The sequence below is a fragment of the Novacetimonas sp. GS1 genome, from assembly GCF_036686925.1.
Lineage (GTDB): Bacteria > Pseudomonadota > Alphaproteobacteria > Acetobacterales > Acetobacteraceae > Novacetimonas > Novacetimonas hansenii.
The window spans coordinates 1,173,372-1,194,967 of the sequence record NZ_VSZP01000001.1 but is presented as its reverse complement, the minus strand read 5'-3'; the positions used below and the strand labels follow the sequence as shown (position 1 = coordinate 1,194,967).

The 21,596-nt window shown below is 57.4% G+C and carries 14 protein-coding genes, 2 tRNA genes and 1 pseudogene; 7 read left to right on the top strand and 10 right to left on the bottom strand.

Annotated features, from left to right (window positions below):
* Positions 1-47: 47 nt before the first annotated feature.
* Positions 48-123: transfer RNA gene (locus FYB92_RS05490), tRNA-Phe, on the top strand.
* Between the two features lie 897 nt (positions 124-1,020).
* On the opposite strand, the pseudogene FYB92_RS05485 reads toward FYB92_RS05490, so the two are convergent.
* The 4 genes and pseudogenes from FYB92_RS05485 to FYB92_RS05470 form a co-directional block, all read right to left on the bottom strand.
* A pseudogene (locus tag FYB92_RS05485) lies at positions 1,021-1,498 on the bottom strand (GlcG/HbpS family heme-binding protein).
* A 692-nt stretch (positions 1,499-2,190) separates the two neighbouring features.
* Positions 2,191-4,377: an EAL domain-containing protein gene (locus FYB92_RS05480; RefSeq protein WP_003622220.1), complete on the bottom strand. Its 2,187-nt coding sequence runs from the start codon at positions 4,375-4,377 to the stop codon at positions 2,191-2,193.
* 747 nt (positions 4,378-5,124) lie between these two features.
* The gene (locus FYB92_RS05475; protein ID WP_332828327.1) at positions 5,125-5,694 is read right to left on the bottom strand and encodes a cytochrome b; all 570 of its coding nucleotides are present in this window, start codon (positions 5,692-5,694) and stop codon (positions 5,125-5,127) included.
* Between the two features lie 7 nt (positions 5,695-5,701).
* Positions 5,702-6,364 (bottom strand): hypothetical protein, encoded by a 663-nt coding sequence (locus tag FYB92_RS05470; RefSeq protein WP_332828326.1) that lies wholly within the window; start codon positions 6,362-6,364, stop codon positions 5,702-5,704.
* Positions 6,365-6,575: 211 nt separating this feature from the next.
* Between FYB92_RS05470 and FYB92_RS05465 the strand changes: the two genes are divergently transcribed.
* On the top strand, positions 6,576-7,091 hold the full coding sequence (locus FYB92_RS05465) for a hypothetical protein (RefSeq protein ID WP_003622215.1): 516 nt from the start codon (positions 6,576-6,578) through the stop codon (positions 7,089-7,091).
* 158 nt (positions 7,092-7,249) lie between these two features.
* Here FYB92_RS05465 and FYB92_RS05460 read toward each other — a convergent pair whose 3' ends face one another.
* Together FYB92_RS05460 and FYB92_RS05455 are read right to left on the bottom strand one after the other, a co-directional pair.
* Complete coding sequence (locus tag FYB92_RS05460) at positions 7,250-8,251, bottom strand: hypothetical protein (RefSeq protein ID WP_003622213.1); 1,002 nt, start codon at positions 8,249-8,251, stop codon at positions 7,250-7,252.
* 227 nt (positions 8,252-8,478) lie between these two features.
* Positions 8,479-9,153 (bottom strand): ATP-dependent Clp protease proteolytic subunit, encoded by a 675-nt coding sequence (locus FYB92_RS05455; RefSeq protein WP_003622211.1) that lies wholly within the window; start codon positions 9,151-9,153, stop codon positions 8,479-8,481.
* A 177-nt stretch (positions 9,154-9,330) separates the two neighbouring features.
* Between FYB92_RS05455 and FYB92_RS05450 the strand changes: the two genes are divergently transcribed.
* From FYB92_RS05450 to FYB92_RS05430, 5 genes are all read left to right on the top strand, one after another.
* Positions 9,331-10,299 (top strand): OmpA family protein, encoded by a 969-nt coding sequence (locus FYB92_RS05450; RefSeq protein ID WP_075595610.1) that lies wholly within the window; start codon positions 9,331-9,333, stop codon positions 10,297-10,299.
* Positions 10,300-10,389: 90 nt separating this feature from the next.
* Positions 10,390-11,619 (top strand): LL-diaminopimelate aminotransferase, encoded by a 1,230-nt coding sequence (locus tag FYB92_RS05445; RefSeq protein WP_062809393.1) that lies wholly within the window; start codon positions 10,390-10,392, stop codon positions 11,617-11,619.
* Between the two features lie 28 nt (positions 11,620-11,647).
* Positions 11,648-12,982: a homoserine dehydrogenase gene (locus FYB92_RS05440; RefSeq protein WP_003622205.1), complete on the top strand. Its 1,335-nt coding sequence runs from the start codon at positions 11,648-11,650 to the stop codon at positions 12,980-12,982.
* A 126-nt stretch (positions 12,983-13,108) separates the two neighbouring features.
* Positions 13,109-14,959 (top strand): single-stranded-DNA-specific exonuclease RecJ, encoded by a 1,851-nt coding sequence (gene recJ / locus FYB92_RS05435; protein ID WP_332828979.1) that lies wholly within the window; start codon positions 13,109-13,111, stop codon positions 14,957-14,959.
* 69 nt (positions 14,960-15,028) lie between these two features.
* Positions 15,029-15,104, top strand: a tRNA-Glu gene (locus FYB92_RS05430).
* A 1,118-nt stretch (positions 15,105-16,222) separates the two neighbouring features.
* Here the strand turns inward: FYB92_RS05430 and FYB92_RS05425 are convergent.
* From FYB92_RS05425 to FYB92_RS05410, 4 genes are all read right to left on the bottom strand, one after another.
* Positions 16,223-17,373, bottom strand: a protein-coding gene (locus FYB92_RS05425) for an IS3 family transposase (protein ID WP_237915129.1) whose coding sequence is annotated in 2 segments (ribosomal slippage) — positions 16,223-17,115 and positions 17,115-17,373 — 1,152 coding nt in all. Because the reading frame shifts where the segments join, the coding sequence is not laid out codon by codon here.
* Between the two features lie 60 nt (positions 17,374-17,433).
* Positions 17,434-19,749 (bottom strand): TonB-dependent receptor domain-containing protein, encoded by a 2,316-nt coding sequence (locus FYB92_RS05420; RefSeq protein WP_332828325.1) that lies wholly within the window; start codon positions 19,747-19,749, stop codon positions 17,434-17,436.
* 54 nt (positions 19,750-19,803) lie between these two features.
* Positions 19,804-20,256 carry a RidA family protein gene (locus FYB92_RS05415; protein ID WP_247066459.1) on the bottom strand — a complete coding sequence of 151 codons (453 nt, stop codon included), beginning with the start codon at positions 20,254-20,256 and terminating at the stop codon, positions 19,804-19,806.
* The gene (locus FYB92_RS05410) at positions 20,253-21,140 is read right to left on the bottom strand and encodes a phytanoyl-CoA dioxygenase family protein (protein WP_040511118.1); all 888 of its coding nucleotides are present in this window, start codon (positions 21,138-21,140) and stop codon (positions 20,253-20,255) included. Before FYB92_RS05410 ends, FYB92_RS05415 begins: the two co-directional genes overlap by 4 nt.
* Between the last annotated feature and the right edge of the window lie 456 nt (positions 21,141-21,596).

Genomic DNA, 21,596 nt, shown 5'->3' with positions numbered 1-21,596 from the left:
GTCAGGGCGGTTCACCCCGCCCCGGCCTGCCGGACAACGGCTCCGGTGCCCAAGTAGCTCAGTTGGTAGAGCATGCGACTGAAAATCGCAGTGTCGGTGGTTCGATCCCGCCCTTGGGCACCATTTCATTTCCCAAAATATGAAACCTTCATTCCCTCGCCAAAAGCAGGGGGAGTTCACATCTCTCGCCATGACTGGCAGGGTATTGAGGATTTTTGTGAAGCTTTTCACACCCCATTCACAAGGCATCGTCTGGATGGGGCATCGCCGGGATGGAAAAAAACGATTCCTCCGACTTTCATCTTCGGATCTGGCACAGACAAAGACCGCACTTAATTTTGCCAATGGGGACTGTTCGAGAAGTTAGAGCCAGCACCCCACGTGAATCGTCGCAAACAATACGTACCTATGCCAGCCACCCAATTTTTTTGGTGAGGCCTGTTCCAGAAAATGTTGGAAAACATCGTATTTTCACGATGACGAAAGTCATGCGTTAAGAATTTTCCCATTCTGTATCAACGGGTTATTTTAAAATAGTCTCTAACAGACTGTCGGATTGGGATTTTTACGCAACAACATTGCTGAAATCCTGACAATTAAAGAATTTTCGACACATAAACAGAAATATCGTTTCATAAGTTATGAATAACGTCCACTTTAGCTCCCAATCCGACAGGCTGCTAAACTGAGGACTGATAGCCATATCCCGTCCCTTACGGCCCGACAGGGCCGGGGCAATATCATTGATACAGACCGCCGCCATATTTCGCCCCGCCACATTGGCAATGACGTGCGTTCATAGGACATATCATGTCTTTATTGGCTGAATGGTTGCCTCAAGAGGCAGGAGGAACAACCTCCTGCAATTCCCAAAGCATCTGGTAAAGCTATGAACGATATTCCCTGCCTGAAAACGACAGAATCTCATGTAATGATTTTATAAATACCTGAATAATACCTTATAATTTCAACATGTAATTGGTTTCACCTGTCCAGACAGTCTCCCTTGTCATTTTCATCCTAACGGAAATCGGCTCTATATTTCTGCACTGCCGCCTGAGCGCAGGCTTCGTCCTTTTCCCCACCGGGCGCACCAGATACCCCGATCCCGCCCAGAACGGTATTGTCCGACACCCGGCGCAGCGTTACCCCCCCCCGGCACGAACAGCACTTCGGGAATGGTATTAAGCGCCCCGTTCGCCGGTCCCGTCACCTTTGCCGCGATCAGTTCGCTGGTGGTGTTCATATTGAACGCCAGCCCATAGGAATAGGCGGTATAAGCCTTGCGATAAGACACCGACAGGGATTGCAGCGGCACGCTGTCGCCCTTGATAACGGCCTGCTGATGGCCGGTCGTATCGACGACGGTGGCCGTCACGGAATATCCCTGCATCGCACATGACCGTACAGCTTCGAGCGCAAGTTGCGCCGCCAGAAACCAGTCGAGCTTCTGCATGGTGACGATATGTTCCCCCACATGGCCATTGGGGACATGCATATCAGGGGATTGCGCGGCAGCGGCCTGCGCCACCGCGCACATCATGGTGCCGCCCAGCGCCATTCCCCTTACGACCCGCGTGCATGACTGCATCATTCGGCCATCCATCCCTTGCTGAATATGGGGAACCATCATTGCGGGGCATCCCTACATCCCACAACAACAAAGGCCACGGCGCACATAATAGTGTGTGCGCCACGCGCCCTTACACAAATTTCGAGATCATGAAAACTTCTGACGAAGCGTTTCCAAGCCACATCGCCAAGGCATTGCCTCTTTGAGACTATTTAAAATAGTCAGGCGCGATAACATACTGAAATAATAAAGGTTTTTGGTGAAGCTTTTTCCAAAAGGCTTCGATAGACGCCGCCTTTTTGAAAAAAGGCGGCACCCAAAAACTTTTCTTGTTTTTTTATCAATGATTTGTTTTCAAACAGTCTCTTAATTCACAAGGCAACACCCCGCCCCTTGTGAAGGAACAATCAGAGACTGCGTGAAAACAACCCATTAATAAGAAATGGGAAATTTTCAGACGTTATCTTATTCCCTGAACAGGCGATGTCTTTCAAACATTTTCTGAAAGACGCCTTGCCAAGAACTTGTCTCACACCAGCAGGTTACTGGCCGTCACTTTTTAAGCAGCCTCGCATCCGGAAGTATATTCCCCCCGACGCGCAAGGGCTGCTGCACAATCAGCTCGCGCGGGCGCGCACCCATTCCTCCACCCCCTCGGGGGGCATGGGACGGGCGAACAGATAACCCTGCATCACGTCGCAATTCAGGTTCTTGAGCATGGTGCATTGCTGCGTGGTTTCCACCCCCTCGGTGACGACCGTCATGCCCAGACGTGAACCGATGCCGATCACCGCTGTCGTCACCGCCTGTGCATTCGCATCATGATCAAGATTCATGATGAAACTACGGTCGATCTTGATCTCGCTCAACGGCAGGCGCGTCAGGCGTGACAGCGATGAATAGCCCGTGCCGAAATCATCCATCGACAAACCGATGCCAAGGTTGCGGATCGCCGCAAGCACACTCATCGTTTCTTCATTTTCTTCCATCATGACGCTTTCGGTGATCTCCACCGTCAGGCGCTCCGCCGGGAGGCCATGGTCGCGCAGAAGGTTGGCAAGGTATTCCGGCAACAGGCGATCACGGAAATGCCCGGCAGACAGGTTAACCGCCATGGTGGGCACATGGATGCCCGCGCGATCCCACGTCGTCATCTGACGCACGGCCTTTTCCAGCGACCACTTGCCGATCGCCTCGATCTGTCCCGTTTCCTCCGCCACCGCGATGAAGCGGGAGGGATAGATGTTGCCCAGCGTGGGATGGTTCCAGCGCGACAGGGCCTCGACCCCGTAAATCATGCCCGTGCTGGATTCCACCTGCGGCTGGTAATGCAGCGTCAGCAGGCCGTCAGCAATAGATTCACGCAATGCCAGCCCCAGCACAAGGCGATCCTGCGCAGCCTTGTTATCCTCGCTGGAGGCGACACGGAACGTACCCGGCCCCTGCTTTTTCGCATTACGCATCGCCTGTTCGGCATAACTCAGCAGGGATTCGCCATCCGGCCCATGCTGCGGATACTGGCTGATGCCGATGCCCACGGTGCCAACGATCTGGTTGCCTGCGATTTCGATGGGTTCACGCAGGCAATCCATGATCTTGCGCGCAAAGTCCGAAACCGTGCTTTCCGTGACGTTAGGCACGATGATGATGAATTCGTTCGCCCCGGAACGGCTGAGGATATAATTGCTGCGTGACAGGCGTTTGAGACGCTCCGCCACGGCCTTGAGGAACCCATCGCCATGGACATGGCCCAACGCGTCATTGATGTCGCGGAAACGGTCGATGTCGATCATGTAAACCGCAAAGCGCGACTCATTGGGCAGGGTAATCATCGTCTTGAGCATCCGGTGGACGACCGAACGGTTCAGGAAACCGGTCACCGGATCATAATTCGACAGTTGGGAGATATGCTGCCGGGCCTCATGCTGTTCAATCACCAGCCCGCAGAAGGGCACGCACCCTTCCACGATTTTCTGCGGCCAGTTGCTCAGCTTGTGCTGGTTGCGCGAATACAGCGCAAAGATACCAAGCGTACGCCCCTTGCGGTTCTTGATCGCCAGCGCCCAGCAGGAATGCAGCCCCAGCGACGCCCCCAGTGCAAGATAGCTGTCCCATACGATGGTCGTGGCCTCCGCCGGGTCGGAATCCAGCGCATGCAGGTCGGCCTGCGTCAGGGTCAGCCGCTCCAGCGCCAGCGCGAAACGGCGCGGCAGGCCCGGACCCGAAAGGATCTGGAGATGGTTATCCTCGTCCAGAAGCATAAGGACCGCGACGGTATTGGGGACGAAACCTTCGACCTCCTGACAGATCATGTCCGCCACGTCCTGGATCATGGTGTCACCAGACAGGGCGTGAAAAACGCTGTTTTGCAGGTCAAGCAGCCGCTTGCGGTGCCCCTCCTCCGTCACGCCCTTCATGAAGGCCATATAATAGCGCTTCTTTTCCGGGCCGATCAGCGCGGTCGAAATCGACATTTCGCCAGAGATGTAATCCCCGGCCTTGCTTTCGAACGTGACCTCACGCGATGTGCCAACGATCTTGTTGATGCCGGTCCGGCGGTTGGCGTCAATATAGCTGTCATGCTGCTGGCGATAGATACTGGGGACAAGGCAACTTACGTTCTTGCCCAGGATCTCTTCCTTGGAATACCCCCATAGATGCTCGGCCGCTGTATTGAAAAAGACAACCATGTTCCTGTCGTCGATGATAACGACACCATCCGATGCCTGCTCCAGCAGGTCGAGGCCAATATGGGAATCCATCGGCAGCAGGGAAGACACGGTCTTTGTATTGATCTCATTCATGGGGTCATGGGTCCACAGTCATCAACAGATCAGGAAATAACGGCATGACGGACAACGAAGCCTGACATGACGCCACCACACCCGCTCGGGGTGGCCCATGCAATGGGAACAGGTTCGCTTGATACCGAAACGTTATTTCAGGGCAATCCGGCAAATACCGCCCCCTCCGCGTCGGGATGACGATATCCAATAAGTTAGCTTAATTTATTCTGTATACTGCTCTCATATATTTATGTACATGAAATACACACGTAAATACAAGGGCATAGGATACCTGTTTCGTGTTTCACGTTTTATTAATGAAACCGCCTGAGTGTTGCAAGGGTAAAGATACATATCCAATGCAATTAAATTGTCACCATTGATACACAAATCAAGGGCGCCATATTCCAGATTTTAAAATTTTCCCTTATATATCAATAAGATAAAAATATATCAGATAACCAGTATCACTGACTGGTTCTTGTGTTCACTTTCTAAAAAGATAATTTTAGTTTTTGTTTAAATTACGACTTCCATGCCGCGTTTTGCACATATTTTGCACAACATGGGATTTCCTGCTTTGCGTCCTGTAATCACCATGAAAAATATAAGAATAATATCCTATACATGACTCAATATTTCCACTTTACTTGAAGGCGATATAGGAATAAAATCCTATGCATAGCAGGGATGCAAAACTACCCAGAACAGGATGCCCTATCGTAATCGGGCAAGTTATTACAAATCCGTAACCTAACCGGCCACTTAGCCGCGCGCAGGCAGCATGCGCTGCAACACCCCGTCGCGGCAGATGATGGCATGATACAGGGCGGCCATCGCATGGCATGCCGCAACCATAATAAGGCCCCAGGCCAGCCAGTAATGGCATTGCCCGAAAATGCGCTGCACCCCCACGCCCATATCGGCAAAGGGGGAATTGATCGGCACGCCAAACGCCATGACGGGCCGCCCACGCGACCATCGCAGCATGTAGCCCACTGCGATTTCCGCCCCCAGCATGACATACAGCAACCAGTGCACCAGACGCACAACCTGATCGGATAAATTCCGGACGGGAAAGCGTATGGCCCGCCCCCCCGTCACGGCCCAGACGATACGGGTCAGGAATGTAGCGGCCAGAAGCACCCCGACCGAAGTATGCGTCATGATCATGCCCACCCGCACCACGGTGCCACGTGGCAGGAAGCCCCACGTCTCCCCCAATGCGAACTGCACCAGCACCATCAACGCCGTCAGCCAGTGGAGCCAGCGTGTCTCCACACTATAACGGGTGGGCAACCGCCCTTCGGGCAATGGCACATGGGATACGGGCATGCGGACCTCAGTTCATGCCGGGCGTGGCGGAGCTGTCGACGCCACCGACATTCATGTTGCTGAAGGTTCCGCCATCGGGCGATCCCATTCCAGGCACACCTTCGCTCGATCCACCGGGGATGGTGCTCTGCGACTGGATGCCACCGCCATCACCGGACCGGTCCGCCGGGGAAATGCCATCCCCCATGCCCATACCTGCCTCGGGCGCGTTATATTGTGACGTCGTGTCACCGGGACCATAATTATCCAGGCGGCTGTCGCCATTATATCCGCCCCCATACTGATTGCCGCCATAGGTCGTGGCGCCGCCCCCGCTGGCCGGACGCGCCTGCGCCATATCTGCGGCACCTGTCATAGCCACCGCCACAAGCAGCCCCGTCGCCAGCAATCGCCAGTGTGGGGTCTTTCCATATCGGGCCATCTTCTTCATCCTCGCTCGTCGCTCCATCCCTGTCATCATGCCCATGCGTCCCATGATACGCATATGTGCCTGACCACGCGCCACACCTAACAGGACCAATCCATCTGATCCGAAGGATAGCGCCGTCAGGGGGTAATATCCAACAGTCCCCCCATGCTGGAATGGCACATACGCGCGTCCTGTCGCCGCCAGGCGGGGCGAAAGGAGCGCCCGCCCGATACCCCATGTCCCCTGCGGTAAGGACAGCATCCCTTGTAATCCCACGATTTGCATGATCCCACCGGCACGCAACGCCACCCCATATGCCCATGCATATCTGCCTGCGCCCCGCATCAGACGCGACCGAGCCATACCGTGGCCGGACGGCTGCCGCCGGGACCGGTTGCGTCACGGGGGCAGGAAGCGCACAGTCGCGCCGCCGTCTTCATGGCAGGATATCGCACGCAAGCGGAGACAACCAATGACCACCCTGTCCACCCTTCCCCTGACACAGATGAAGGTCATATCCGACCTGCTCGCCGCGCCGGTGGGAACGGTCCTCCTCACCTCTGAAATATCCCGTGACGAGCCCAAGATCGTCATCCGCAGCCGCCTTGTCTCCGCCGAGGGGACAAAGCCGGGGCTGATCCTGATGACACCCGAAATGAAGGGATATTTCGCACCGGACGAATTCTGCACCGAATTCGTGCGCAGCGCGCTTGACGTAACCGAGGTGATGCCTGCCATCCTGACAAAGATACTGCCCGGTTTCCGCTATAAGCTGGATGCGGTGGTGCGCGGTGACGTATGGCACCTGCGTGATGAAAAAGGGCAGGATTTCGCGGGCCTCGCCATCGGGTCGGACGAGGAAGAAAGCAAGGTGTTCGGTTATGCCCGGATTACCGATGGCCGCATCGGCGACATCGTACCCGCCACACGCCTTGCCTATCTTGGGCAGCTTGATTTCGCCGCGGCCCCTGCCAAGGTCACTGTGTAAGGGGCGGTCACACCATAAAATCCCGGACGCCATGTCCGCAATGACCGTTTGAACACCCCCCTTACCTCTCCCGACTGATGCGCCTATGAAAACGGCCCTGTTCCCAACCCATTCGGGGGCGGAAACAGGGCCGTATCAGCCATATTCAACGAAAAAGATCAGGCGATGGCCTGCTTCCCCTCCAGCTTGCGCGATTCCGGGGTGCGGGGCAGGAAGAAGCGCAGGAAACGTGCAAGGTTCGGTGCCAGTTTCGGCCGCAGCAGGCGCGGGTCATAACCTGAAAAGCGGCGTTCATTTTCATTAAGGCACAGGTCGACAAAATCACGCAGCGGCATGTCGATGCTTGCCACATCCTTGGTGCCGTTTACGGTGAAGTTGTTGTCCTGTTCATGGACATTCCCCTCGGCATCCATCGTCTTGGCCATGCCGAGACGTTCGTAAACCAGAAACACCCATACCGCGAGGACGCGGGCTTCGAACCACGGGCGCTTCCACATCGGCATCGTCGCGCGGTGCCATGCCAGCCAGTTGGCAAACAGCAGGATATGGCGACATTCCTCCTGCATCACCGGTTCGAACGTATCAATCAGTTCCAGCGGGAAGAAGCCGGAGCGCTTTGCAACCTCGAACAGGCCAAAGGCAAAGAAACTGTCCACACATTCGGAAAAGCCGGTGACAAGGTAGGCCCATTCCACATCACGCGGTTCGTGATAGGTCGGCTCCGACGCCAGGGGGATGCCATAGGCTTCCACCATCTTGGAGAGGACCTCCTTGTGGCGGTTTTCCTCCCACGCATTGCGCGACAGGGCATCCTTCATGTCTGGATCATCAATCAGGCGCGCATAGGCGGCCATGCGCAGCCTGGCCTTGCCCTCGGTCTGGACCGCGATGTCCCAGATCGGCAGCGACGTCACGCGACGCAACGTTTCCGCATCCAGCTTGGGCCATTCGATGACAGAGGGTTTGTAGGGATTGAAGGTCTCGCGGAACATCTCCGCCACGGCACGCTTATGTTCCGCCGAACCGGGTTTCAGCGGTCCGGCAACCGGGCTGGACCAGTGACGGGCGGTGTAATCCGCCTTCGCCACGGCATCAGGGGTGGCCGTGCCGGGGTCCTGCGCCTCTGGCAGGTTGGTATAGATATCTGAAAGTGCGTTCATGTGTCGGCTCGCTGCTCGAAACGGTATCGCGGGAATTCACCGATCGGCTGGCATCAGAAACAACAGCCCGCCGCCATCACGGCATATGGCGCACGGCCATGCGACCGGGCAAGGACCTGTCTTTCGTTGCGCAAGGACGCTGAATTCCGGGCGGACCCTGTTATGCGCCCCACAGGCGGGGGCGGCGGCAGTATGAGGGCTGCCACCACCGCCGCCCTTGTCATGGATCAATGAATGTCGGAGATCTTCTCGATCACGCGCGTCACGAGGCCATATTCGATCGCCTCTGGCGCGGACATCCAGTAATTACGGTCGGTGTCCTTGCAGACCTTCTCGTACGACTGCCCGGTTTCGCGTGCGAACAGGCGGTTAAGGCGTTCGCGCATCTTGATGATCTCGCGCGCTTCGATGTCGATGTCCGTGGCGGGGCCACGCACGCCGCCCATCGGCTGGTGCAGCAGGAAACGCGTGTTGGGCAGGCAGTAACGCCGTTCCCTGTTGCCCGCCGCGTAAATCAGCGCACCGGCCGATGCCACCCATCCGGTGCCGATCATGTTGATCGGGGCCACCGAATCGACAAAGCGGATCATGTCATGGATGGTATCGCCACTTTCGACATGGCCACCGGGCGAATTGACATACACGTCGATCGGCTTGTCCGACGCCCCCGCCAGCGCCAGAAGGCGACCGGTGACATCGCGTGCGATCTTGTCATTGATCGGCCCGAACACCAGCACCTTGCGCTGGTCGAACAGGCGGCTTTCAAGTTCGCTGATGGGCGAGGAGAGCGTGCGGTTACGATCGGGTTCCTCGGTCTCCGGGCCTTGGGGTTCGGGGATATCGGGATCGCGCGGATCCTCGTCATCCATGCGGACGCGATCTTTCGGCTGCATGCCGTTCATTGGGCTCTCCCTCTTTTCCGGGGCTGGCATAGTCATCCCCCTATCCTGCGCTGCCTTGGCCGTGGTGCCAAGCCCTGTCCTGCGATCTGGCCCCGCGATCAGGCGAAGCGCCCCTCGCTATGACGGGCGGGACAGGGTAGTAGGAAACACGTGTGACATCTGTTTGACGGAGTGGATATGGGCAATCCTGCGCCCGCGCCAAGTTCCGATGCGGTCTTTTTCGTGCGTCGTGGCATCCGGCGCGGTGAACCCGGCACGGGTGCGCGCCTGGCATGCGCCATCGCGACACTGGCCCTGCTTGGTGGATGCGCGACGGGCCATCGCGATACGGTCGATACGCTGACGGACTGGTACCACAGCCACCAGGGCGGCGTTATCGGACAGCAGCGCCCGCCCCCGCCCGGCGCGCATGATCCCTATCCGCATGTCGGCCTCGGCCCGCGTGAAGCCCCAGTCCTGCCATCACAGGACCTGCGTGACGACATCACCACGAACCTGAGCGAACAGCGCGCCCTGATCCACCGCGAGGATGCGACGATGGGGCCGATTCCCTCTGTCGCGGATGTGCCGCCACCGCCCACCACCACTGCGGCGGGAACGCAGTCGGCCTCCTTTGCCGCGGCGTCTTCCGCCCCGTCCCCCACCACGGCCCGCCCGGCGCATCAGGCCGGGGGCGACGACACGATTGCAATGCCCGAGGTCAGCACCGCCCTGCCGGGGGAGGCGCAGATCCTGCCCACCACCCTGCCCGCCCTGGCGAAGGCCCCACCCGAACCCGTAACCATTGCCGGAATGGGGACGATCGGCACGAACGAGGGCGTCAGCCGCCGCCTGCCCGATTATCAGCTTGATGACGATCTGGGACGCCCCGTGCGTTTTGACCCGGGGTCAGACCAGATGCAGCATGGGCAGGATCGCACGCTGTCGGACCTTGCCAAGGCGCGCGGTGACGGGACCATCGTCATCAATGGCTATGGCGACGCCACCACCGCCAGCGCGCAGGGACAGGCGCAGGCCATGTCGCTTGCGATCCTGCGCAGCCGCACATTGGCGCGGGCGCTGGCGGCCCATGGCGTGCCGGAATCGGCCATCCGCCTGCATGCCAGTGCCTTCGGGACTGGTGCAAGAGTTGGCATCGTGCGCTAATGTATTGGCTGGTCCGCCATCCTGGCGGCCATGGCTTCAGATTCCCAACCCGGCGCGATCCCTGATCCCGCCTGCGTGCAGAGCAGTCCCATGACCGAAGAATTCCATCGCATCCGCCGCCTGCCTCCCTATGTTTTCGCCGAAGTGAACAAGGCCAAGGCCAGCGCGCGAGCCCGCGGGGAAGACATTATCGATCTGGGGATGGGCAATCCCGATACCCCCACACCGTCGCATATCGTTCAAAAACTGGTGGAAACCGTGGCGGACCCGCGTGCGCACCGCTATTCCGTCAGCCGTGGCATCCCCGGCCTGCGCCGTGCGCTGGCGGGGTATTACGAACGCCGTTTCAATGTCGGCCTTGACCCCGAAACCGAAGTAATCGCAACACTGGGGTCCAAGGAAGGGCTGGCGAACCTCGCATCCGCCATCACCAGCCCGGGCGATACGATCCTGGTGCCCAACCCGTCCTATCCGATCCACCAGTTCGGATTCATCATCGCGGGTGCCTCCGTCCGGTCCATTCCCGCCACCCCGGACGAAGAGATGCTGCGCGCGCTTGACCGCGCGGTGCATCATTCGGTGCCCAAACCGACCGCACTGATCGTCAATTTTCCGTCAAATCCCACCGCATATGTCGCAGACCTCGATTTCTATCGTGAACTCGTCGCCTTTGCGCGCAAGCACGAGATCTGGATCATGTCCGACCTTGCATATGCGGAAATCTATTTCGGGGATCGCGTCCCCCCCTCCATCCTGGAGGTACCGGGGGCCAAGGACATCGCGGTGGAGTTCACCTCCCTGTCCAAGACCTATTCCATGGCGGGATGGCGCATGGGCTTTGCGGCGGGCAACCCGCGGCTGATTTCCGCGCTGACACGTATCAAGTCGTACCTCGATTACGGGGCGTTCACCCCGATCCAGGTGGCCGCTGTCGCCGCACTCAGCGGACCGCAGGACTGTGTCGCGGAAATCCGCAACATCTATCGCGAACGCCGCGATGTGCTGATCCGTGGGCTGCATGCGGCGGGATGGGATGTCCCCTCCCCCGAAGGGTCAATGTTCGCATGGGCGCCCATCCCTGAAAAATTCCGCGAACTCGGCAGTGTCGGCTTTTCCAAGCTGCTGCTTGGCGAAGCGGGCGTCGCGGTCGCGCCCGGCCTTGGCTTTGGCGAACATGGGGAGGGCTTTGTGCGCATCGGCCTGGTGGAAAATACCCAGCGCCTGCGGCAGGCGACACGTGCGATCCGCCATTTCATGACAGAACATAACGCCGCCCCCACACCGCAGCGTGACCCTGCGGTCACGGATTCCGTTTCCTGAACGCCCTCACCCCCCTTACGGAAAAAACATGACTGCTGTTTCTTCATCTGTTGAGCCCACTCCCCTGCGCATCGGTATCGCGGGGCTGGGCACGGTTGGCGCCGGTGTCGTCAAGATGCTGCGTGACAATGCCGCGCTGATTACCGCGCGTGCCGGGCGCCGCCTGATCGTCACGGCGGTCAGCGCACGTGATCGCACGCGTGATCGCGGCGTGGACCTGTCGGATGTCGCATGGTGCGAAAACGCCGCCGACCTTGCCGCCCATCCCGATGTTGATGTCGTGGTCGAACTGGTCGGTGGCGCGGAGGGTATCGCGCGCAAGATCGTCACTGGCGCGCTGGAAAATGGTCGGCCGGTCGTCACCGCGAACAAGGCGCTGATGGCAATCCATGGTGCCGAACTTGCGACACTGGCGCAAAAGGCGGACGTGCCGCTGATGTTCGAGGCGGCGGTCGCAGGCGGCATCCCCGCCATCAAGACCGTGCGCGAGGCGCTGGCCGGGGATCGCATCCTCAAGGTCGGGGGCATCCTTAACGGCACATGCAACTATATCCTGACCGCCATGCGCGAGACGGGACGCGACTTTGCCGACATCCTCGCCGATGCACAGAAGCTCGGCTATGCCGAGGCAGATCCCTCCACCGATGTCGATGGGGTGGACGCGGCGCACAAGCTTGCGATCCTTGCGGGGCTGTCGTTTGGCCGCCCGGTTGTCTTTGCCTCGGTCTATATCGAGGGTATCCGCCGCATTGGCGCGCTGGACCTGCATTTCGCGCGCGAACTGGGTTATCGCATCAAGCTGCTGGGCATTGCGCGGCAGCATGAAAACGGGATCGAGGCACGGGTCCATCCGTGCCTTGTGCCCAACACGACCCCCATCGCGCAGGTCGATGGCGTGTTCAACGCCGTGGTGGCCGAAGGCGCATTTGTCGGCCGCCTGATGCTGGAGGGACGTGGCGCGGGCGAAGGGCCGACGGCCACCGCCGTCACCGCCGACCTGATCGACATCGCCCGTGGCAACGCCATTCCTGTCTGGGGACGCAGCACCGATGGCCTGACGCAGGCTGTCGCCCTGCCGCGCGCACAGTTTTCGGGCCGGTATTACCTGCGCCTCAATGTTGTGGACCGTCCGGGCGTCCTGGCGGACATCACGGCTGTCCTGCGTGATGATGGCGTGTCGCTGCACACGATGCTGCAACATGCCCATGCGCGTGAAACGTTGCCCGATGACAGCCACAGCGTGCCCCTGGTGCTGATTACCCACCATACCAGCGAGGCCGCGATGCTGCATGCGCTGCGGCACATTGCGCAGCTCAAGTCGGTTCTTGACGAACCGGCCATGATCCGGATCGAGGGGGACTGACCCCTTTTGCACCGCCGCCCGTCCCGCCACCAAGGATTGTTCCATGACCGACGCCCCCGCCCCACGCAGCCCCACCGCAAGAGATAGCGCACCGGGGCGCACCATGACGGGAATGCGGGCATGAACATGGGGGGACTGGCGGACGGGCTGCTGGCGACGGCGGCGGACAGCACGGACGATGCCCTGGTCCTGGGGGTAAGTTCCAGCCTGACGGGACGCCGGTGGCTGTGGCGTGATCCCTCGGCCACGCATGACGTGGGGCGGACGGCGCGCATGGGCATGGCGATCATGCAACAGGCCGGGGTGCCCGAAATCGTCGGGCGCATGCTGGCGATGCGTGGCATCGCGCCTGAGGTGGTACAGGATTTCCTGACTCCTACATTACGTGCGCTGATGCCTGACCCCGCTGGCATGATCGACATGGACAAGGCCGCGCAACGTCTGGCGCAGGCCATCACGGCATCGGAAACCGTCGGGGTCTTTGGTGATTACGATGTGGACGGCGCCTGTTCGGCGGCACTGCTGACGCATTTCCTGCGCCAGATGGGCTGCCGTGTCATCACGCACGTCCCCGACCGCATGAACGAAGGATACGGCCCCAACACCCCCGCGATCGAAGCGATGATCGACGATGGCGCGGGCGTGATCGTGTGCGTGGACTGCGGCACGGCGGCGTCGGATATCCTGTCCCCCCTGTCGGCACGGGCGGATATCATCGTGCTGGACCACCACAAGGTGCAGGGGGACCTGCCGCGCATCACCGCGACCGTCAACCCGAACCGGCTGGACTGCCCTTCACGCCTGCATGGGGCGTGCGCGGCGGCCGTGGCGTTCATGGCGGTGGTGGCCACTGCTGGCGTGCTGCGGCGGGAGGGCTGGTTTGAAACGCGGCCCATGCCACAGCTGATGGATTACCTTGATCTGGTGGCATTGGCCAGCGTGTGTGACGTCATGCCGCTGACGGGGTTGAACCGGGCCTTTGTCACGCAGGGCATGAAAATCATGGCACGCCGGCAGCGGACCGGCCTGAACGCACTGCTTGACGTATCCGGCGTCACGGATGACCGGCTGTCATCCAGCACATGCGGCTTCGCCCTTGGCCCACGCATCAATGCGGGGGGACGGATCGCGGAATCCGGGCTGGGGCTGGAACTGCTGCTGTGCGAGGACGCGCTTGAGGCGCGGCACCTGGCGGAACGCCTTGATGCCGTCAACCGCCGCCGTCAGACGGTGGAGGGCGATATCCTCGACATCGCCATGGACATGGCCGCCCGCCAGCGCGAGGAAGGACACCCTGTCCTGCTGCTATGCGGTCGGGACTGGCACCCCGGCGTGGTCGGGATCGTGGCGGGGCGGGTCAAGGAAAAGTTCAACCGCCCCGTCCTGGTCGGTGCGATGCTGGAGGATGGGACGGTCAAGGGGTCGGCACGATCCGTGCCGGGGATCGACCTTGGCACAGCCATCATCGCGGCACGACAGGCAGGACACCTGACATCGGGGGGAGGACATGCGATGGCGGCAGGCTTTGGCCTGAATGCCGGGGACATCCCCGCGCTGCATACGTTCCTTGATGAACGCCTGTCACATGCCGCGGCACTGCCGGATGCGGTGGACCTGTGTATCGAAGGCGTCGTGGGCGTAGCCGCCGCAACGGTTGAGCTTGCAACCGATATCGGGCGGCTGGCCCCATTCGGGGCGGGTAACGACGAACCGCTGCTGGCGCTGCCGCGGGTGCGCATCCTGCGCGCCGACCGCATCGGGCGGGAGGGCAACACGCTGCGACTGCTGATCGAAGGGGAAGGCGGTGGCCCCCGTCTGAAGGCGTTGCTGTTCCGGGCGGGTGACAATCCCATGACGCCCGTGCTGGAGGATCGGAATGCGCCGCCCGTACATCTGGCTGGATGGTTACAGGCCCAGACATGGAACGGCCGTACAACCGCCAGTTTTTTCATCCGCGACGCAGCTTTTGCGAATTAATTTTCATATTCTGATTCCAGGGGGTTGACCGCACCCCCGTGTCAGGATATCTACCCGCTCACGCCTTTAGTCCCGTTCGTCTAGAGGCCTAGGACACCGCCCTTTCACGGCGGCAACACGGGTTCGAATCCCGTACGGGACGCCAATTATTCTAGTGGCTTAGAAGTTTGCTCACGGAATAATTAACTGCTTTTGGCCCTCTATCGGGTTCATCGCAAATAAAGACGATAAGCAGTATATTACCAGTTAGGCCATTATAAAGCTCATACTGGGCTTAGGCGAAGCTTATCATCAGAGGCCGAGTCATTTTCACCTAAATCGACCTAGTGACAGGCCATCTGCTTCCGGCGGCAGTCAGGTATCGCGGCAAGGGTCAATATCAGGTGCGCAAGCGCATCACCGGCAGAGAGAATCCAGCAGACCTTCTCTGCGACCAGCCTCGCCCGATACTGACTGGACACGAGATTTGTCCAACTGAAGCTTGCCCAGTTTCAAGACATGCATCCGCTGAAACGCCAGAGCGTCCATGACGGTGGCCGCATGCTCCGTGCGTGCGGGAAATGCAGACGCGGGACAATGATCGCAAAGTTCACATCCCCGCCCTTCTTATGACGGGATCATACGGCATACGCTGGTCGATCTGACCATGACGGCCACCCGGAGGCTTTGGGGACCGGCAGGCCGAGCAATATGGCGGCGCCACTGTGATCAAACCATTCAACCTGCTTGAACGGCCCCGGCTCTACCGGAGAGTAAAACTCCCGGAGAATGAGCCCTATGGTAAACAAGAAGACATCGCCTTAATTTGCCAGAGTTCCGTGAACGCGCTGTGCGCCTTCTGAAAGCGCATCAACCGGATTTCCAACATGCATGCCACTTTTGACGACAGGCCTTGCCCCTTCCCTTCCTGCCAAAGCCTTGTGGGGTAAATTGGTGTCCCAGACCCCAAACGATGAACCTGCCAGCGCCGCCCTGCTGGACAATATCCGGGCCGAACTCCCAAGCCCAAAAGAGGGGGCACACATCTCGTTCAAGATTAAGTCCCTTGCCAAGCAACGGAGATCAGAAAAGCATGGCTAATGAGCCGTCACTCATGGACGAAAAATGGGTCCGCATCATGGGCGAATACGGTTGTGAAGGCGTTTGGCATCGCGACGGATGCGCGACATGTGCGGACGAACTCCCCATCAGCGAGAGATTGCGCGCGCAGCTTCTCTCCTGGGCGAAACGCTATGATTGACGTGCCCCCTTTTTTGTATCCACTTAAAAGGAGAGTTCCCGTTTTTTATGGCTTGGGGTTGATGGAATGACAAGGGTCTCGGGGGCATGCCCCCGAGACCCTTGTCTGGCGATCTGATCCGGTGTCCTGCCATCCAGCTGGGAATGGGGACGCACCGTATTGTAGTCTTCCCGCCAGTCAGCCAGAACCTGTCGGGCATGGCTGAGAGACGTGAACAGCGTCTCGTTGAGGCATTCATCCCTCAACCGGCCGTTGAAACTTTCGACAAAGCCGTTCTGTTGCGGTTTCCCGGGGGCGATATAGTGCCATTCAACCTTCATCTCATCCGCCCATTTCAGGATGGCATGGGATGTGAACTCCGTACCGTTGTCGCTGACAATCATGAGGGGTTTGCCATATCGTTCCACCAGGGCCGTCAGTTCCCGCGCCACACGTCCACCTGATAATGACGTGTCGGCAACCAATGCCAGGTTCTTGCGACTGAAATCGTCGATAACAGCCAGAATGCGGAACCGGCGGCCACAGATCAGGGCATCCGAGACAAAATCCAGGCTCCAGCGCTGCCCGGGTTCCTGAGGGATGGTCATGGGAGAACGCGTCCCCAGTGCCCTCTTGCGGCCGCCCCGATGGCGGACTTTCAGCCCTTCCTCCTGGTAAAGACGGAACAGCTTCTTGTGATTGGGGCTGAACCCTTCGCGTGCCAGAAGATAACCCAGGCGGCGATAGCCAAAGCGGCGTCTCTGGCTCGCCAGATCCCGCAGGCGCTGGCGCAGGGTGGCATCATCTGCCCGGGTGGAAACATACCGCGCAACACGCCTGGCAAGACCAACAAGGGCACAGGCGCGACGCTCACTCACCTCCAGAGCCTTTTGAAGGTGTAGGACCGCCTGCCGCTTTGCGACAGGCGTCACCACTTTTTTCCAACAATTTCCTTCAACGCCGCATTATCCAGCATCGCATCCGCCAGGAGACGCTTCAGACGACCGTTTTCATCTTCCAAGGCCTTCAGTCGTTTGGCCTCAGATACCTCAAGGCCACCATAGCGGGTCTTCCATTTGTAAAACGTCGCATCACTGATCCCGTGTTTGCGGCAAAGATCAGAGACCTTGAGCCCAGCCTCCTGTTCCTTCAGCACCCCTATGATCTGCTCTTCCGTAAAACGACTGCGTTTCATTCGTCCGTATCCTTCTCGATCGGACTCTACTTTAAAATGGTTACATTTTCGGGGGGCACGTCAATTAGCCAGCCAGTAAGCTGGCACATAAGTATCGTTCACATATGAAAGTGGCCGACGCCCTGTATAGGTTGCGCTGAACGTAGCGCTGGCATTTTTATAAGTATATGTGACGTTTGTTTTATACATAAACTTCGGATAAGCAACCTGATGCTTACCTTTCAAGCTAACATACTGCCCTTCATATTCAATGCCACCTTCGTACTGTGCATCATTATAGCTAAAGCTGTTAAATATTTCCAACCCCTTGACCGGGCGAAATGTCACGGAGACATCAGCCCCATTCATGGTCTCCTTACCTGCATTGGTAAACGTACTATAGGGCTGGAAAATATTGCCAGCTTCCGTGCTGACCAGTCTGTTATAATAATCCACATGATAAAAATCGACTGTTGCAGACAGGTGCTTGGCATTATACCTGTAACCGACAACATAATCCCATGTACGTTCAGGCCGTAGTGAATTCTTGGTCTCGTTGAAAACCTGCTGGTTGGCATCCGTCCATGCCCCACCATTGGGCATATTCCATGGATAGTACGTATAAGCACGCATGTTTTCTGCTATATCGAAATATAATTCATGGTGCCTGAGAAAGTTATAATTCATTGAAAAATGTGGAAGGAATGCATCTGCCGCAGTCAGGTTCCCACGAGGCAAGGCACTGGCACCAGTATAGGCGGCATTATTATAACTTGCGCCACCATGCGTGGTCTGCAACATGGAACGGAAACCCGCGCTGACTGTCAGGTTATGCAGGATGTGATATGTATCTTGCAAGAAGAACTGAAATGTATTCGTATTATATTCATCGTCAAATTCTGTTGTGTATGGATTGACATATGGTCCCATGGAACTGATTGGCTGCCCCTGCCCTAACAGGGGTTCGCTATACAGACGGGCTGGAAAGCTGTTCCAGTTATTTTCATACCAGAACCCGGCCTGAATATGGTTCGATGCAATATCATATTCAAAAGACTGTATGCCACCGATCCGGCGCATGCCCATATGGCCTACATACTGGCTCATCGGGGAACCATTGGGGGAAGGGATGGCTTCCTCCATTTCATAATTGCCGCTGGAAACATGGGCGTACAGAATTGTTTTTTCCGTCAGACGTGGCGTCAGGTGAAATTCCGCAATAAGGGCAGAAAGGAAATTCCGCTGTTTCTGCCCTGCATCATTATAGGTTGCACTGGATTCATCCTGCACATTCCCCAATTTCTGAATATTGGAAGAATATATCCCCTGTGCTGCGGCATAGGCTTCAGCATAGTTCGGGTACAGGTAATTCAGGTTACCACCCAATGTCTTCAGCATATTCAGGCTTTCTGCCATGTAATTATACTGGTCGAGTTCGGACCAGTCGAAAATGGCAGTGACCTTACCGACATCATGAAATGGCTGAACAAGCTTGAAATTGACCTGCTGGGCAAGCTGATCGCCATAGCCTTTCCATAAATTATTGTCCGTTCGGGCATAAGACGCATAAAATCTGGTTCCCGAAGCATTCAGCTTGCCACTATCTACCCTGGCAAACGTGCGGAAGGTGTGATTGCTGCCGAATGTCTGCGATACGCGCCCACCAGCCACCTCGTCTGGATCGCTCGTGCGATAGGTCAGTGCACCACCAAGGTTCGTTGTAGAAGGCGTGCTGAGCGCGCCCCCACCTTGAGACAGTTGCATGCCGGCAATATTGTCCTGAATCTCAGCCTCATTAATATCAAGGCCATTATATTGCTGGAATCCCTGATCCCCCATGGGAATGCCATCAAGCGTGGCACCGATCTGGCTCTGGTTGAAGCCACGGATATAAAGCGTATTTGCGACCGTATCCAGGCCAAACGGGTCATCCGATGCAAAGCTTACGCCCGGGGTTGTGTTGGCCAGTACAGCAAGCGGGCTGGTGCCCGGAACATAAATGTCCATCGTCTTACGAGACACGGCCTGCTGCGAACCCCGCGATACGTTGTGCGCCGTGGAAACCTTAAGCACTTCAGGTTCCGACGATGGCAGGGCCACGTGACCCGTGGACTGGGTCTTGGATTGGGCCGTGGACTGGGCTGTCCCCGTCCCCGCATGTCCCGAAAGCTTGATATGGCGCGGTCTGGGCGCTGTCGTAGTCTCTGCTGTACTCTGGGCCGCGTGGCTGCTTTCTACTCCCAACCCGATAACAAGGGCGGGAAGAGAAAATGCGCATGATAATGCACAAGTCAGATGATATCTGTATTTAAGTATATACATAAACCTGCCCCCTTTTTCCATGCCATGCACATTCTCGGCTTCAAGATATATTTTTAAAATCCACCCTTGATCCATTTATGGAAGTGGGCATTCGAACACCCCATATAGTGCGCATCAATACAGAAAGGATCATGGAGTCACGTCATTCACAAAGGAAATACCGTCTGGAACGGCCGCGAATACTGTTATTTCCAATTTTTGTTTGGGGAGGAAAAGTGCAGATACTTCGACGATTGTACTGGCAGGACGATACGGCCCCACCCATTCGGACAGCAATGCTGCATGGGCAGAAAATTCAGCAATATCGGTGGTATAGATAGTCCAGCTTAGCAGATGCTCACGCGTCAATCCATCAGCCTTCAGACAGGCATCCAGCGTGGCCAGCACGAATTCAATCTGTCCTGCTGCATCATCTTCCCCGATGACCTCCAGGTTCTTCAAGCCGCCCTTGAGTGGAGCAACACCGGCATAATGAACCATATTACCGAACCTGACCGACTGGGAAAATCCCATCGCATCAAAGACATCCGCATCAAGATAACCAATATTGGGCGTTGTGCGGGTGATATTGCAGACGCTCATGATTTGCTACTTTTCACAAGATCGGCTGCCTGGGATGACGTCTGGCTTTTCTCCCCTATGGACGAAGTACTGTGGACTTCATGCGGCATGTTATCGCGCACAATCGTCATCGGATCTTCAAAATCACCAACATAACCCAGTGCGAAACAGCCAGTCTGGTAGCCCATCAGTTTCAGCAGGTCATCAGGCAGGGTTTTCGCAATTTCAAGCGGTGTTGTAAGATACTGGTTTTCTTCTTGCCTGACCCATCCGACAGCATAGGTAATGTTAATGGCTTGGCGGATTTTGTCCGATATATTGGCACCGGCACCATGCCAGACCTTGCCTGTATAAAAGAGGGCCGAACCACGTCGCATAACCGCAGGAATAGCTTCACTGTCATCATATTTGGTACGATCGTCCAGATGACTACCCGGCACCACACGGGTTGCCCCCATTTCTTCTGTATAATCAGTCATGGCCCACAGAATATTACACTGCACATCGTAATCAGCGGGAAAAGGAAAGAAATCCCATACGATCTGATCAAGATGAAGGGCCTGAGCCGGGGAACCCGGAAAGACGCTGATGATCTGCGTCAGATGCAATTGTACAGTTGTCGCCTTGTGCAGAAACTGTTCCGCCACTTTTACAGCAGTAGTATGCATGACAAGTTCACGCGCTGCGGGTGAACGTGCGATCAGGGCGCCCGTGCGTTTTGTAAGTTTACCAATAAAATTATCAGCCCCATACAGGGTATGGTCAATATAAGGCTGCATTTCCGCAGTGACCCTGTCCATCAATTGTGGCGATGCAAGATCATCTACAATCGCGTAGCCATATTTACGCAGCGTTGCGACCACTTCTTCTGGTGTGGCCGTAGGAGGAAGGTGAATGGCTTCCATGATCGTTTCCCATTTGGGTTGTGACTGGAAACCAGCGTGCGTGGGTCAGGGGGAGTTTTCAATCCATCTTTGGATCGATTCCGAAAGGAAATAACAGTGACAGCCCCCCCGAAATACCATCATTTTGCAAAGCCACAGGCGCATGAAACGCAATTCGCCTCGCATGTCGCAGATGGCACGCAGGCCCTACCCGCAAACAGGATGCCTTCTGTACAAGCAGGGGCATAGCATCACGCTGATCCGTCCTGTTTTACATAATGGCGATCAGGCATACTCTGCCCCTTCGGATGCCGACTGGGCCTGATGGGCGGAGACGGGCTATGGCACCTATAAAGAAGGCAGGTTCGCGACAGCCGTCGGACAAGGTGAAGGCGCAGCTTTCGCATGTGATCGACGCCGACGCCATCAATGGTCTGTTCAGGGGAACCTGATGAACAGGGACAAGGCAACCCCAGG

Bases quoted from the DNA above. Each gene is read 5' to 3' on its own strand.
- FYB92_RS05470 (WP_332828326.1), bottom strand. From the start codon at position 6,364: ATGCTGTCCTTACCGCAGGGGACATGGGGTATCGGGCGGGCGCTCCTT.
- FYB92_RS05450 (WP_075595610.1), top strand. From the start codon at position 9,331: ATGGGCAATCCTGCGCCCGCGCCAAGTTCCGATGCGGTCTTTTTCGTG.
- FYB92_RS05415 (WP_247066459.1), bottom strand. From the start codon at position 20,256: ATGAGCGTCTGCAATATCACCCGCACAACGCCCAATATTGGTTATCTT.
- recJ (WP_332828979.1), top strand. From the start codon at position 13,109: ATGGGGGGACTGGCGGACGGGCTGCTGGCGACGGCGGCGGACAGCACG.
- FYB92_RS05475 (WP_332828327.1), bottom strand. From the start codon at position 5,694: ATGCCCGTATCCCATGTGCCATTGCCCGAAGGGCGGTTGCCCACCCGT.
- FYB92_RS05480 (WP_003622220.1), bottom strand. From the start codon at position 4,377: ATGAATGAGATCAATACAAAGACCGTGTCTTCCCTGCTGCCGATGGAT.
- FYB92_RS05460 (WP_003622213.1), bottom strand. From the start codon at position 8,251: ATGAACGCACTTTCAGATATCTATACCAACCTGCCAGAGGCGCAGGAC.
- FYB92_RS05440 (WP_003622205.1), top strand. From the start codon at position 11,648: ATGACTGCTGTTTCTTCATCTGTTGAGCCCACTCCCCTGCGCATCGGT.
- FYB92_RS05445 (WP_062809393.1), top strand. From the start codon at position 10,390: ATGACCGAAGAATTCCATCGCATCCGCCGCCTGCCTCCCTATGTTTTC.
- FYB92_RS05465 (WP_003622215.1), top strand. From the start codon at position 6,576: ATGACCACCCTGTCCACCCTTCCCCTGACACAGATGAAGGTCATATCC.
- FYB92_RS05455 (WP_003622211.1), bottom strand. From the start codon at position 9,153: ATGAACGGCATGCAGCCGAAAGATCGCGTCCGCATGGATGACGAGGAT.
- FYB92_RS05410 (WP_040511118.1), bottom strand. From the start codon at position 21,140: ATGGAAGCCATTCACCTTCCTCCTACGGCCACACCAGAAGAAGTGGTC.
- FYB92_RS05420 (WP_332828325.1), bottom strand. From the start codon at position 19,749: ATGGATCAAGGGTGGATTTTAAAAATATATCTTGAAGCCGAGAATGTG.